Source organism: Thalassolituus sp. UBA2009, from assembly GCF_002335285.1.
Taxonomy (GTDB): Bacteria; Pseudomonadota; Gammaproteobacteria; order Pseudomonadales; family Oceanobacteraceae; genus Venatoribacter; species Venatoribacter alkanivorans.
The window spans coordinates 14,977-26,964 of sequence record NZ_DDCJ01000069.1 but is presented as its reverse complement, the minus strand read 5'-3'; the positions used below and the strand labels follow the sequence as shown (position 1 = coordinate 26,964).

At 54.4% G+C, this 11,988-nt stretch carries 15 protein-coding genes; 10 read left to right on the top strand and 5 right to left on the bottom strand.

Annotation, left to right across the window (positions count from 1 at the left end):
* Positions 1-110: 110 nt before the first annotated feature.
* Genes lptB through B3P58_RS08780 form a run of 5 tightly spaced genes read right to left on the bottom strand, consistent with a single transcriptional unit; the run spans position 111 to position 3,897 of the window.
* Complete coding sequence (lptB, locus tag B3P58_RS08800; protein WP_145471035.1) at positions 111-836, bottom strand: LPS export ABC transporter ATP-binding protein; 726 nt, start codon at positions 834-836, stop codon at positions 111-113.
* Positions 833-1,414 (bottom strand): lipopolysaccharide transport periplasmic protein LptA, encoded by a 582-nt coding sequence (lptA, locus tag B3P58_RS08795; RefSeq protein ID WP_286717043.1) that lies wholly within the window; start codon positions 1,412-1,414, stop codon positions 833-835. Before lptA ends, lptB begins: the two co-directional genes overlap by 4 nt.
* Positions 1,401-1,964 carry an LPS export ABC transporter periplasmic protein LptC gene (gene lptC / locus B3P58_RS08790; protein ID WP_286717039.1) on the bottom strand — a complete coding sequence of 188 codons (564 nt, stop codon included), beginning with the start codon at positions 1,962-1,964 and terminating at the stop codon, positions 1,401-1,403. Before lptC ends, lptA begins: the two co-directional genes overlap by 14 nt.
* Positions 1,964-2,938: a KpsF/GutQ family sugar-phosphate isomerase gene (locus tag B3P58_RS08785; RefSeq protein WP_225692048.1), complete on the bottom strand. Its 975-nt coding sequence runs from the start codon at positions 2,936-2,938 to the stop codon at positions 1,964-1,966. The genes lptC and B3P58_RS08785 overlap by 1 nt, the downstream gene beginning before the upstream one ends.
* On the bottom strand, positions 2,935-3,897 hold the full coding sequence (locus tag B3P58_RS08780) for a calcium/sodium antiporter (RefSeq protein WP_230332563.1): 963 nt from the start codon (positions 3,895-3,897) through the stop codon (positions 2,935-2,937). The genes B3P58_RS08785 and B3P58_RS08780 overlap by 4 nt, the downstream gene beginning before the upstream one ends.
* Before the next feature lie 185 nt (positions 3,898-4,082).
* Here B3P58_RS08780 and B3P58_RS08775 point away from each other — a divergent pair, with 185 nt between their 5' ends.
* From B3P58_RS08775 to hisC, 10 genes are all read left to right on the top strand, one after another.
* On the top strand, positions 4,083-4,895 hold the full coding sequence (locus tag B3P58_RS08775; RefSeq protein WP_145471030.1) for an ABC transporter ATP-binding protein: 813 nt from the start codon (positions 4,083-4,085) through the stop codon (positions 4,893-4,895).
* Positions 4,895-5,689 carry a lipid asymmetry maintenance ABC transporter permease subunit MlaE gene (mlaE, locus tag B3P58_RS08770; RefSeq protein ID WP_145471029.1) on the top strand — a complete coding sequence of 265 codons (795 nt, stop codon included), beginning with the start codon at positions 4,895-4,897 and terminating at the stop codon, positions 5,687-5,689. The genes B3P58_RS08775 and mlaE overlap by 1 nt, the downstream gene beginning before the upstream one ends.
* Positions 5,690-5,691: 2 nt before the next feature.
* A complete protein-coding gene (mlaD, locus tag B3P58_RS08765; RefSeq protein ID WP_145471028.1) occupies positions 5,692-6,153 on the top strand; it encodes an outer membrane lipid asymmetry maintenance protein MlaD in 462 nt (153 codons plus the stop codon).
* Between the two features lie 27 nt (positions 6,154-6,180).
* A complete protein-coding gene (locus B3P58_RS08760; protein ID WP_145471027.1) occupies positions 6,181-6,840 on the top strand; it encodes an MlaC/ttg2D family ABC transporter substrate-binding protein in 660 nt (219 codons plus the stop codon).
* 32 nt (positions 6,841-6,872) lie between these two features.
* Positions 6,873-7,178: an STAS domain-containing protein gene (locus tag B3P58_RS08755; RefSeq protein ID WP_145471026.1), complete on the top strand. Its 306-nt coding sequence runs from the start codon at positions 6,873-6,875 to the stop codon at positions 7,176-7,178.
* A gap of 140 nt (positions 7,179-7,318) precedes the next feature.
* Complete coding sequence (locus B3P58_RS08750) at positions 7,319-7,552, top strand: BolA family protein (RefSeq protein WP_145471025.1); 234 nt, start codon at positions 7,319-7,321, stop codon at positions 7,550-7,552.
* Between the two features lie 11 nt (positions 7,553-7,563).
* Positions 7,564-8,829 carry a UDP-N-acetylglucosamine 1-carboxyvinyltransferase gene (gene murA / locus B3P58_RS08745; protein WP_145471024.1) on the top strand — a complete coding sequence of 422 codons (1,266 nt, stop codon included), beginning with the start codon at positions 7,564-7,566 and terminating at the stop codon, positions 8,827-8,829.
* Positions 8,830-8,879: 50 nt separating this feature from the next.
* Entirely contained in the window at positions 8,880-9,530 is a 651-nt protein-coding gene (gene hisG, locus B3P58_RS08740; RefSeq protein ID WP_145471023.1) for an ATP phosphoribosyltransferase, read from the top strand.
* A 17-nt stretch (positions 9,531-9,547) separates the two neighbouring features.
* Positions 9,548-10,852 carry a histidinol dehydrogenase gene (hisD, locus tag B3P58_RS08735; protein ID WP_145471022.1) on the top strand — a complete coding sequence of 435 codons (1,305 nt, stop codon included), beginning with the start codon at positions 9,548-9,550 and terminating at the stop codon, positions 10,850-10,852.
* Between the two features lie 5 nt (positions 10,853-10,857).
* Complete coding sequence (gene hisC, locus B3P58_RS08730) at positions 10,858-11,934, top strand: histidinol-phosphate transaminase (protein WP_286717030.1); 1,077 nt, start codon at positions 10,858-10,860, stop codon at positions 11,932-11,934.
* The last annotated feature ends 54 nt before the right edge of the window (positions 11,935-11,988 follow it).

The following is an 11,988-nucleotide window of genomic DNA, read 5'->3' as shown; positions in this document are numbered from 1 at the left end:
CAGTATCGGCATAGTCTGTGCATTATACGCCAAGCGGTAAACCTTGGAATCTTTTGTGCATCTTCCTTTGCTTTGGATCATCAGCCACTTCCCTGCAGCAGGGCTTGCCATCACAGGCGGAAATCCTCACCCAGGTACACTTTGCGTACCTGCTCGCTGGCCAATACCTGTTCAGCGGTGCCTTCGGCGATGATATGGCCACCCCCGACAATATAGGCTTTCTCACAGATAGCCAGAGTTTCCCTTACGTTGTGGTCGGTAATGAGTACGCCGATGCCACGTGCTTTGAGCTGTCGGATGATGTCCATGATGTCAGCTACAGAAATCGGGTCAACCCCGGCGAACGGCTCATCAAGCAGAATAAAGGACGGCTCAGCCGCCAGCGCGCGGGCAATCTCGACCCGGCGTCGTTCACCACCGGATAAGGCCATGCCCAGACTGCTGCGGATATGCTGAATATGAAACTCATTCAGCAGCTCTTCCAGTTTTTCCAGACGCTGTGCACGGTTGAGGTCTTTGCGGGTTTCGAGAATGGCGAGAATATTATCGGCCACACTTAATTTGCGGAAAATGGAGGCTTCCTGCGGCAGATAGCCAATGCCTTTCTGCGCCCGGCCGTGCATCGGCAGATGACTGATGTCTTCGTCGTCAATTTTGATGCGGCCTTTGTCGGCCTGCACCAGATTCACAATCATGTAGAAACAGGTGGTCTTACCGGCCCCGTTGGGTCCCAGCAGGCCAACGATCTGACCGCTTTGTACAGACATGGATACATCTTTTACCACTTCCCGGCCGTTATAGCTTTTCGCCAGGTTTTCGGCTTTCAGGGTCTTCATGGCTGTTCCTGTACTGGCTTGCTGTTATCGGTGGCAGGTTCTGCCGGAGCCTGTGGCTGAATCACGACTTTGATTCGTTGTTTTTCGCCAGTACCACCAGTCTGGCCGGAGGTACTGGTGCCGCCGCTGGCGCTGACGGTTTCTTTGGTCATGTCATAGAGGATGCGCTCACCACTGAACAGGTTGCCGTCCTGCTGCAGTTGAGCATTGCCCTGAATGTTGACTTCACGTTGCCGGGCAAAGTAATCAATGCGCTGGCCGTGTGCTTTGGTCAGGGGTTTTCCCGGATTGATCTGTTGCTGATAGCGTGCCGGTTTTTTCGCTGTCCCTTCGGCAACGGCTTTTTCCAGTGTGTTATCGGTGCGGATAATCAGCAGGCGCTCTGATTCGATGCGCAGGGTTCCCTGGGTCAGAATCACATTGCCTTCATAAATAACAACGCCAGCCTTGCGGTCGAGCTCAGCGTGGTCAGAGAGAATGACCATTTCCTGCTGCCAGTCGTCGGGCAATGCATAAGCAGAGGCTGCGCTGCACAGGACAAACAGGCCGGCCAGAAAACGATGATTATTGCGGAACATAGCGGCTATCCACCTGTGATTTGAATTCCATGCGCTGACGCGCGATATCCAGTGTCATACCGGTTGCATTGATATGGGTTTGCGGACTTGTAATAGTTACCGGCTGATCAGTCTCGGCCAGTTGCTGGCGGCTGTGGTAAGTCAGGATGCTGGTTTCGATCAGAATATCGTCCGCAGCGTCGGCCGGATCGAGCGGCAGGATTTCGACCTGGCCTACAAGGCGCAGCGACTGCTCGTTATCCTGTAGTGTTCCTTCGCGGGCATTGACCTGCCAGGTCTGGCCGTCATCATCGTCTGACATCAGCAGCGGCCCGGTAAAGAGGGTGCTTTTCGTCTGCGGATAATGGGTTGAGCGTGCTGCAACAAAGGTTTGCTGTAATTCGCCATTACTGTCGTACTGGCGGTTGTACAGGCCTTCGCCATAGTAATCCGGTTCATGATTCTGCAGCTCACTCAGGGGGGGCGTCTGCTCCTGGGTGTAGCGATCCACTGCCAGCAGAGCCAGACCAAAGATCAGGGTCAGCAGTAACAGCAGATAACGCTTGCGCATCAGATTACGCCCGCGCGCAGCAGATCGTGCATATTGATGACGCCAACCGTGTCGTCGCCATTTTTAACGACCAGGGCGTTGATTTTGTTGTCTTCCATCAGCTTCAGCGCTTCGGCAGCGAGGGTACCTGGCGTGGTGGTTTTGCCACCGACGGTCATCACATCGGCCATGGTGGCGGTATGGATATCAACGCCGTGATCGATGGCACGACGCAGGTCACCGTCGGTGAAAATACCGGTCAGCTTGCCGTTATCCTGCACGGTGGTCATGCCCAGACCTTTGGAGGTTACAACCAGCAGGGCTTCAGACAGCGTGGCGGAAGGGGAAACCACCGGAATCTGATCGCCACTGTGCATAATGTCTTCCACTTTCAACAGCAGGCGGCGGCCAAGTGAGCCGCCCGGATGAGAGAAGGCAAAATCTTCGGCGGTAAAACCACGGGCTTCCAGCAAGGCAACGGCCAGCGCATCACCCATCACCAGCGCGCAGGTGGTGGAAGAGGTTGGTGCCAGATTCAGCGGACAGGCTTCCTGATTCACGCCGGTATTTAAGTGGGCGTTAGCGGCACGGCCGAGGGTGGATTCCGGATTACCGGTCATGCTGATCAGCGCAGTGCCGAGGCGTTTAAGCAGGGGAAGCAGACTGGTAACTTCACCGGTTTCACCGGAGTTGGACAGAGCGATAACCACATCCGATGGCTGAATCATGCCCATGTCGCCGTGGCTGGCTTCACCCGGATGCACAAAAAAAGCCGGGGTGCCGGTGCTGGCCAGGGTTGCAGCCATTTTATTGCCGATATGGCCGGATTTACCCATGCCGGTAACAACAACACGTCCTTTGCAGTTCAGAACCAGCTGACAGGCGGTGGCGAAATCGTCGGTAAGACGACCTTCCAGCTGTGCAATGGCCTCCTGTTCCAGTTTGATGGTACGGCGGGCGGATTGCAGAAAATCAAAATTCATATCAGTGGTCATGAGTCAGCCATATAAAACAGAGATACCAGATAGCCAGCGTAGCTGGTGGTCAGGAACAGACCGGCGAAACGTCCGAGAGTGCCCTTACGATAACTGATTAAAAACAGAACCAACAGGGCGAGGGTCAGCGCCATCATCACGGCATAGTCACGGTACAGTGCCAGCGGATCAACCACGGTTACTGCCAGCAGACCCGGGATTGGCATTACGGTCAGCAGGTTAAAAATGTTGGAGCCGATCACGTTACCGATGGCAATGTCATGGTGGCCTTTCAGGGCGCTGGCAACGGAGGCCGCCAGTTCCGGCAGGCTGGTGCCGATGGCGACAATGGTCAGGCCGATCACCAGGTCACTGACACCATAGGCGCGGGCAATTTCGGTGGCGCCCCAGACCAGCAGTTTGGAACTGAACATCAGTGCGATCAGTCCGGCTACCAGCCAGAACACGGCAGTACGCATAGGGGTATTTTCGATTTCGGCGGCTTCGTCTTCATCGACAATGGCTTCGCCGGATTCGCTGGTATCAAGAAACATCAGGTACAGCGCGACGGCCATAGAGCCAAATAAAATAATGGCGTCGGTCATATTCAGTTCGAGGTCGGCCAGTGTCAGGCCACCGATAATGCTGATCAGGATAAGCAGCGGCAGCTCTTTTTTCAGCAGTTTTTTCTGCAGCGGGATCGGGCTGATCAGTGCGGTGATACCCAGTACCAGGGCAATATTCGTGATGTTGGAGCCGAGTGCATTACCAATGGCCAGATTGCCGGCACCGTCGAGGGAAGCAACGGCAGAGACGAACATCTCCGGCGCGGAAGTTCCCATAGCAACGATGGTCAGGCCGACCAGTAAAGGAGACATGCCCAGGCGACGGGCAGAAGCAGCGGCGCCAATAACAAACTTGTCAGCGCTCCATACCAAAACAATAAGACCAGCAATAACGGCAGCATAAGCTGTGAGCATGGGGGCACCAGAGTTAATTATCAGCAGAAAATTCAGCGCGTCATTGTACCCAAGGTAATTCTGCACGCAATTGCAACTCAGCGTTTTATGAGGGGCTTATTACAATAGTTTACAGGCGTTGGTTCCGCCCGGACATTCCGCTATGCTAGCCCGACTATCCGTACCGAGTTAAAAGGACGACATTCATGTCCGTCAGTCAGCCCTACGTCTCTGTTCGTGGAATGAGCTTCAGCCGTGGTGACCGGCTGATTTATAACAATATGGATGTGGATTTTCCGCGTGGCAAAGTGACGGCCATTATGGGGCCAAGCGGAACCGGTAAAACCACACTGTTGCGTCTTATCGGCGGTCAGCTGTTACCGGACAGCGGCACTATTATGGTGGACGGACACAACGTACCGACGCTGCCGCGCAAAGAACTGTTTGATCTGCGCCGCAAAAAAATGGGCATGCTGTTTCAGACCGGTGCCCTGTTTACCGACCTTAATGTTTTCGACAACGTGGCCTTTCCGCTGCGGGTTCATACCGATTTACCTGAATCCATGATCCGCGACCTGGTGCTGATGAAGCTTGAAGCCGTTGGTCTGCGTGGTGCGCGTAATCTTTCTCCGGCAGAACTGTCCGGCGGCATGGCCAGACGGGTTGCTCTGGCACGCTCCATTGCCATGGACCCGGAAATTATTATGTACGATGAGCCTTTTACCGGTCTTGATCCGATTTCTATGGGCATGATCGTTAAACTGATCCGTGGTCTGAACGAAGCGCTGGGGCTGACCAGCCTGCTGGTGTCTCACGATGTTGAAGAGTCCTGCGCTATTGCTGATTACCTGTGCCTGTTGTCCGATGGCCGCGTGATTGGTTTTGGCACACCGGAAGAATTAATTAACGAAGGTAATGATGAAGTCCGCCAGTTTTTACGTGGTGAACCGGATGGTCCTGTGCCTTTCCATTACCCGGCGGACGATTACCGCAGCGATATTCTGGCGGGAGTGAATTAATGCTGGGCAAATTACTGGATCAATTACAGGCCGTTGGCCGCAGTGGTACCGCCGCCATCGAAGCTATTGGCCGTGGCACCTTATTGCTGAAAAATTCACTGTTCTGGGGTGGGCCGGGCAGTGCCGGATTTTATGATCTGCTGAAACAGATTTATTCGGTTGGTGTGCGCTCCCTCATTATTATCGTCGTCGCCGGTTTTTTCGTCGGCATGGTGCTGGGCCTGCAGGGCTATAACATTCTGATCGACTTCGGCTCTGAGGCGGCACTGGGCACCATGGTGTCGCTGACGCTGCTGCGTGAGCTGGGGCCGGTAGTCACTGCCTTGTTATTTGCCGGTCGCGCCGGTTCGGCATTAACCGCCGAAATTGGCCTGATGAAAGCCACCGAGCAGTTATCCGCCATGGAAATGATGGGTGTCGATCCGTTTAAACGGGTGATAACGCCGCGTCTGTGGGCCGGCATTATTTCCATGCCGATTCTGGCGCTGTTGTTTTCTACCGTTGGTATCTGGGGCGGTGCCTTTGTGGCGGTGGATATGCTGGGCATCGACGATGGTGCCTACTGGGGCAACATGCAGGCGTCGGTCGAATTTTATGAGGACGTGGTCAAGGGCATTATCAAATCGGTGGCATTTGGTGTGGTGGTGACCTGGATCGCGGTGTATCAGGGTTATGATTCGGTGCCGACTTCGGAAGGTATCGGTAAAGCAACGACTCAGACGGTGGTGATTTCCTCACTGGCGGTGCTGGGACTGGATTTTGTTTTGACAGCCGTCATGCTGGGAGGCGTTTAATCATGCGCATGCGTTATATCGAAATTACCGTCGGAGCCTTTATGGTGATGGGTATTGTGGCTCTGGTGCTGATGGCGTTCCGCGTCAGTGGCCTGTCGCTGCAGGATGCCGGCGATACCTATACTATCAAAGCGCGTTTTGAAAATCTGGGTGGTCTGACTGAGCGCGCCAAGGTATCAATGTCGGGTGTCACCATTGGCCGGGTGACCAAAGTGTATCTCGACCCCGAATGGTATTCCGCCGTGGTGGAAATGGAGATCAGCAAATCCATGAGCACTCTCACCAAAGACACTTCGGCGGCTATTCTGACTGCGGGTCTGTTGGGTGAAAAATACATCGGTCTGACGGTCGGTGCTGAAGATGAATATCTGCAGACCGGTGACTGGATCGAAGACACTCAATCGGCGCTGGTACTGGAAGAACTGATCGGACGCTTCCTGTTTAATAAGGCCGAAGAAGGTTAAACGATCTAGAGGTTAAAGGAGTTAGCCATGCGCTGGTTGCTGGTATTGCTGTCGTTAACGCTGGGCTCTGCTGGCCATGCTGCCGATTCCGGTGATCTGGCCGAGCAGGCTCATGAAGTGGTCAAGCGCACCACTGAAAAAGTGATGGCCTCCATCAATAAAAACCGCTCTATCTATGAAAGTGATAAGGCGCGTTTTTTTTGGGAACTGGAGGATGTGCTTGGCCCGATGGTCGACTTTCAGCGTCTGACCCGTCGCATCATGGGAAATTATTACCGCGAAGCGACACTGGAGCAGCGTAAGCGTTTTGCCAGTGCCTTTAAGCGCAGTCTGCTCAGTTCGTATGCCACCGGCCTGATCGAATTCGATGATTACGAGGTGCGTGTGCTGCCTCCCAAGACCGGCGTGGAAAATACGTTGCGTAATACGCTGGTTGATCTGGAAGTTGTGACGCCCAGTGGCAAAGTCTTTCCCATTACCCAGAGCATGTATTTTCACCATCGCGACCGTCGCTGGATGGCGCAGAACGTGATCGTCAATGGTATTAATGTGGGCAAACTGTTCGGCGAGCAGTTTGAGCAGATGGTGCAGGACAATGATAGTAATATCGGCGCCGCCATCGAAGACTGGATTGAAGCTCTGCAGGAGCAGGGCCGTAAGTTACGTAAAAAAGCCCCGGGTGCGTGACACCTGTTTCTGAGCGAGACTGAGGACCGACCATGAGCGTATCGCTGACCCGTATTGATGATAACCGTGCCGAGCTGGCTGGCAGTCTGCTGGCTACCACTGTGGTCAGCGTTCTGCCAGACGGGGAAAAGCTGATCCGTGCGGCAAAGGGGCAGTGGACGCTGAATATGGCCGCAGTCAATGAAGTATCCAGTGCCGGTGTTGCTTTACTGCTGGAGTGGCTGCGCTGTGCGACAGCGGCCGGCATCAATCTGCATATTGAGAATCTGCCCGAACACATGAAGCCTATTATCAGCATCAGCGATCTGGACTCGCTGTTTGAGCCCTTGCTGGCCTGAGTCCTGATACAGGTCAGTTGCCTGTGATCTGTTACCCGCTTTCATCTTTTCATTACATATTGCCGCCGCCATTTACTTCGCCCCGACACATAAATCCGCTATGATTGGGCGTTTTCCCCCAAGCTGAGTGGTGAAGCGGTATGTCCCCGGCGGAAATTCTGCAAATTCTGCAAACAGAATCCCCTGAAGTGAGCTGGCACGTTGATGGTGACGGCTACAAATATGAAGTTGAAGCAGTTGGTGATGTGTTTGATGGCCTGAATGCCGTTAAACGTCAGCAGTTTGTTTATCGTGTGCTTAATCCTTACATTGCGGATGGTCGTATTCATGCGGTCACCATTCGTACCTATACGCCTGCTGAAAAAGCCGAATAATAAGAACCCCTATGGATAAATTACGAATTGTGGGTGGAAAGCGTCTGGACGGTGATGTCCGTATCTCCGGCGCTAAAAACTCAGCGTTACCTATTCTTGCGGCCACCTTATTGGCCGAAGGTGTGATGCGGGTGGGTAACCTGCCGCACCTGCACGACATCACCACCATGCTGGAGCTGTTGGGCTGCATGGGCGTGGAAGTCGCTATTAATGAAGATATGTCGGTCGAAACCGACTGTGCCGGCGTTAAAAGCTGTGTTGCTCCATACGATCTGGTGCGCACCATGCGTGCATCCATTCTGGTACTGGGTCCGCTGCTGGCACGTTACGGCGAAGCCGAAGTGTCACTGCCTGGCGGTTGCGCCATCGGTTCGCGTCCGGTGGACCTGCACCTGCGTGGTATGGAAGCCATGGGCGCAGAAGTGGAAGTGCTGGATGGCTATATCAAAGCCCACGTTCCGGGCGGCCGTCTGCATGGCGCCAATATCTTCCTCGATACCGTGACCGTAACCGGTACGGAAAACATTATGATGGCGGCGGTTCTGGCTGACGGCACCGTTACCATCGAAAACGCTGCGCGTGAACCCGAGGTGGTTGACCTGGCGAACTGCCTGAACGCCATGGGCGCGAAAATCAGTGGTGCCGGTTCCGACACTCTGGTGATTGAAGGCGTGGAAAAACTCTATGGCTGCTCATTCGATGTGCTGCCGGACCGTATCGAAACCGGTACCTATCTGGTTGCTGCCGCCGTAACCGGTGGCCGGGTACGCACCAAAGATACCGACCCGTTAATTATGGAAGCGGTACTGCATAAGCTCGAAGAAGCCGGTGCTGAAATCACCACCGGCCCGGACTGGATTGAGCTGAACATGCACGGCAAACGGCCGAAAGCGGTGAATATCCGCACCGCGCCGCACCCGGCATTCCCAACCGATATGCAGGCCCAGTTTATGGTGCTGAATGCGGTGGCTGAAGGCACGGGTACCGTGATTGAAACCGTCTTTGAAAACCGCTTTATGCACGCCCAGGAACTGGTGCGTATGGGCGCGGATATTCATGTTGAAGGCAACACTGCCATTGTGACCGGCCGTGCAACCCTGCAGGGTGCTCCGGTAATGGCAACCGACCTGCGCGCATCCGCCTCGCTGGTGATTGCCGCACTGGTGGCCAGTGGTACGACCGATGTAAACCGCATCTATCACATTGACCGCGGTTACGAATGTATTGAAGAAAAATTCCAGCAACTGGGCGCTAATATCCGTCGCGTATCAGCCTGATACGCACGCCCTGCCGGATCGCTGACAGACAAGAGAGGATCAGCAACACGATGACTCAGCCGTTAACCATTGCCCTGTCGAAAGGGCGCATTCTGGATGACACTTTGCCCCTGCTGGCGGAAGCCGGTATCCATCCGGCAGAAGACATTCATAAGAGTCGCAAGCTGATTTTTGATACCAACCATGACCATATCAAGCTGGTGGTGATTCGTGCCACCGACGTACCCACCTACGTGGAATACGGCGCCGCCGATCTGGGTGTGGCCGGTAAAGATGTGCTGATGGAATACGACAGCAACAACCTGTGCGAGCCGCTGGATCTGAACATTGCCACCTGCCGTCTGATGACGGCGGCAATTAAAGATGCCGTGATGCCACAGGGCCGTCTGAAAGTGGCCACCAAGTTTGTGAATACCGCCAAGCGTTACTTTGCCGAGCAGGGTCGCCAGGTGGACATCATCAAACTCTATGGTGGTATGGAGCTGGCACCGATCATGGGCCTGGCCGATATGATTGTGGATATCGTCGATACCGGAAATACCCTGAAGGCCAATGGTCTGGAAGCGCGCGACTTAATTGCCCCGATCAGCTCACGTTTAGTGGCAGGACGCGCGGCAATGAAAGTAAAGCATGCGCAGATTCAGCCCATCATTGATCAGATGGCCGCGGCAGTAGAACGCCAGCGCCAGGCCAAGGCTTAATTTTCCGGAGTAATACCATGACTATCGAAATCCGCCGTTTCAGTTCTGCTCAGCCGGACTATGCGCAGCAGATGGATACTCTGCTGGCATGGGAGGCTGTGTCTGATGCTCAGGTGCAGAAAACCGTATCTGACATCGTGTTTGATATCCGTACCCGCGGCGATGCGGCACTGATTGAATACACCAATAAATTCGACCGTATGAATGTGTCCTCGATGGCGCAGCTGGAACTGAATCAGGAGCAGCTGCAGAAAGCCCTCGACGAATTACCGGCCGAACGCCGCACCGCATTATTGCTGGCGGCCGAGCGTGTACGTGCTTACCACGAAAAGCAAAAACAGGATTCCTGGGACTATACCGAAGCTGACGGTACTCTTTTAGGCCAGAAAGTAACGCCGATGGATCGCGTCGGCATTTACGTTCCCGGTGGTAAAGCGGCGTATCCGTCGTCTGTGCTGATGAATGCTATTCCGGCTCATGTTGCCGGTGTACAGGAAATCATCATGGTGGTGCCAACCCCGGATGGTGAACTGAACCAGCTGGTGCTGGCTGCTGCAGCGGCAGCCGGTGTCAGCCGCGTATTTACCGTGGGTGGCGCACAGGCGGTTGCCGCACTGGCGTACGGTACCGAAACCGTACCGGGTGTGGATAAAATCGTTGGCCCGGGCAATATCTATGTGGCCACCGCCAAGCGCATGGTGTTTGGCCAGGTTGGTATCGATATGATCGCCGGTCCGTCCGAAATTCTGGTGGTCTGCGATGGCAAGACCGATCCGGACTGGATTGCCATGGATCTGTTCTCCCAGGCGGAACACGATGAAGATGCACAATCGATTCTGGTATCGACCGATGCCGACTTCCTCGATGCCGTTAAAGCCTCCATCGACAAGCTGTTGCCAACCATGGAACGCGCCGACATTATCCGTACCTCGCTGACCGAACGTGGCGCCCTTATTCATGCACAAAGTGATGCTGATGCGATTGCTATCATCAACCGCATTGCGCCGGAGCACCTGGAATTATCGGTAGAAGATCCGCAAGCCTGGCTGCCAACCATCCGTCACGCCGGTGCCATCTTTATGGGTCGTTACACCGCAGAAGCGCTGGGCGATTACTGTGCCGGGCCGAACCACGTATTGCCGACCTCCGGCACCGCGCGTTTCTCATCACCTCTCGGTGTGTACGACTTCCAGAAGCGTTCGTCGCTGATTATGTGCTCGGCCGATGGCGCCTCTGAACTGGGTAAAACCGCCTCTGTACTGGCCCGTGGCGAGTTTTTAACCGCCCACGCCCGCAGCGCTGAATACCGTATTAAGGACTGATATCAATGAGTCAGTTCTGGAGCCCGTTTGTTAAAGACCTGGTGCCTTATGTCCCGGGTGAGCAGCCGAAAATGACGCGGCTGGTAAAGCTCAATACCAACGAAAATCCATACGGCCCGTCGCCTAAGGCGATTGCGGCGATGCAGGCGGAAGTGAACGACGATCTGCGTTTGTATCCGGACCCGAACGGTGACCGTCTTAAGCAGGCGGTTGCCGAATATTACGGCGTCAGCACGGCGCAGGTATTTGTTGGTAACGGTTCTGATGAAGTGCTGGCTCATGCCTTTCATGGTTTATTCCAGCACGGCAAGCCGCTGTTATTTCCGGATATTACCTACAGCTTTTATCCGGTGTACTGCGGCCTGTACGGCATTGAGCCAAAACAGATTCCGCTGGATGAAAACTTTCAGATTAATATTGCTGATTACACCCGTGAAAATGCGGGAGCCAATAAAGGGAAAATCGGCGGCATTATTTTCCCCAATCCGAATGCGCCCACAGGATGTCTGCTGCCATTAGCCGCGATTGAACAGCTGCTTAAGCAAAATACCGATACAGTGGTTCTGGTCGACGAAGCCTATATCGACTTCGGTGGTGAAACGGCTATTGCGCTGGTCAACCAGTATCCGAACCTGCTGGTCACACAAACGCTGTCCAAGTCACGTTCGCTGGCGGGTCTGCGTGTGGGTATTGCCGTCGGTCACCCGGATTTAATCGAAGCGTTAGAGCGTATTAAAAACAGCTTTAACTCCTATCCGCTGGATCGTATGGCGATTGCCGGTGCGGCCGCAGCCTTTGATGACCGTGAGTATTTTGACGATACCTGTCAGCGTGTGATCGACAGCCGCAACACCGTTGTTGCCGGTCTTGAGCAGCTGGGTTTTGACGTACTGCCGTCGGCGGCGAACTTTGTCTTTGCCCGTCATCCGCAAAAAGATGCCGGTGAACTGGCTGCGGCGCTGCGTGAGCAGGGCATTATCGTGCGTCATTTTAAAACGCCACGTATTGCCCAGTTCCTGCGTATTACCATCGGCACGGACGAGCAGAACCAGATTCTGCTGGATGCGCTGAAAGCACTGTAATTTAAGTTTGGCTGTACTTAAAGAGCAGACATAAAAAACGGGCTTTAAAGCCCG

Bases quoted from the DNA above. Each gene is read 5' to 3' on its own strand.
- mlaD (WP_145471028.1), top strand. From the start codon at position 5,692: ATGCGCATGCGTTATATCGAAATTACCGTCGGAGCCTTTATGGTGATG.
- B3P58_RS08775 (WP_145471030.1), top strand. From the start codon at position 4,083: ATGTCCGTCAGTCAGCCCTACGTCTCTGTTCGTGGAATGAGCTTCAGC.
- B3P58_RS08780 (WP_230332563.1), bottom strand. From the start codon at position 3,897: ATGCTCACAGCTTATGCTGCCGTTATTGCTGGTCTTATTGTTTTGGTA.
- lptA (WP_286717043.1), bottom strand. From the start codon at position 1,414: ATGTTCCGCAATAATCATCGTTTTCTGGCCGGCCTGTTTGTCCTGTGC.
- hisG (WP_145471023.1), top strand. From the start codon at position 8,880: ATGACTCAGCCGTTAACCATTGCCCTGTCGAAAGGGCGCATTCTGGAT.
- lptC (WP_286717039.1), bottom strand. From the start codon at position 1,964: ATGCGCAAGCGTTATCTGCTGTTACTGCTGACCCTGATCTTTGGTCTG.
- B3P58_RS08760 (WP_145471027.1), top strand. From the start codon at position 6,181: ATGCGCTGGTTGCTGGTATTGCTGTCGTTAACGCTGGGCTCTGCTGGC.
- murA (WP_145471024.1), top strand. From the start codon at position 7,564: ATGGATAAATTACGAATTGTGGGTGGAAAGCGTCTGGACGGTGATGTC.
- hisD (WP_145471022.1), top strand. From the start codon at position 9,548: ATGACTATCGAAATCCGCCGTTTCAGTTCTGCTCAGCCGGACTATGCG.
- mlaE (WP_145471029.1), top strand. From the start codon at position 4,895: ATGCTGGGCAAATTACTGGATCAATTACAGGCCGTTGGCCGCAGTGGT.
- B3P58_RS08785 (WP_225692048.1), bottom strand. From the start codon at position 2,938: ATGACCACTGATATGAATTTTGATTTTCTGCAATCCGCCCGCCGTACC.
- B3P58_RS08750 (WP_145471025.1), top strand. From the start codon at position 7,319: ATGTCCCCGGCGGAAATTCTGCAAATTCTGCAAACAGAATCCCCTGAA.
- hisC (WP_286717030.1), top strand. From the start codon at position 10,858: ATGAGTCAGTTCTGGAGCCCGTTTGTTAAAGACCTGGTGCCTTATGTC.
- lptB (WP_145471035.1), bottom strand. From the start codon at position 836: ATGAAGACCCTGAAAGCCGAAAACCTGGCGAAAAGCTATAACGGCCGG.
- B3P58_RS08755 (WP_145471026.1), top strand. From the start codon at position 6,873: ATGAGCGTATCGCTGACCCGTATTGATGATAACCGTGCCGAGCTGGCT.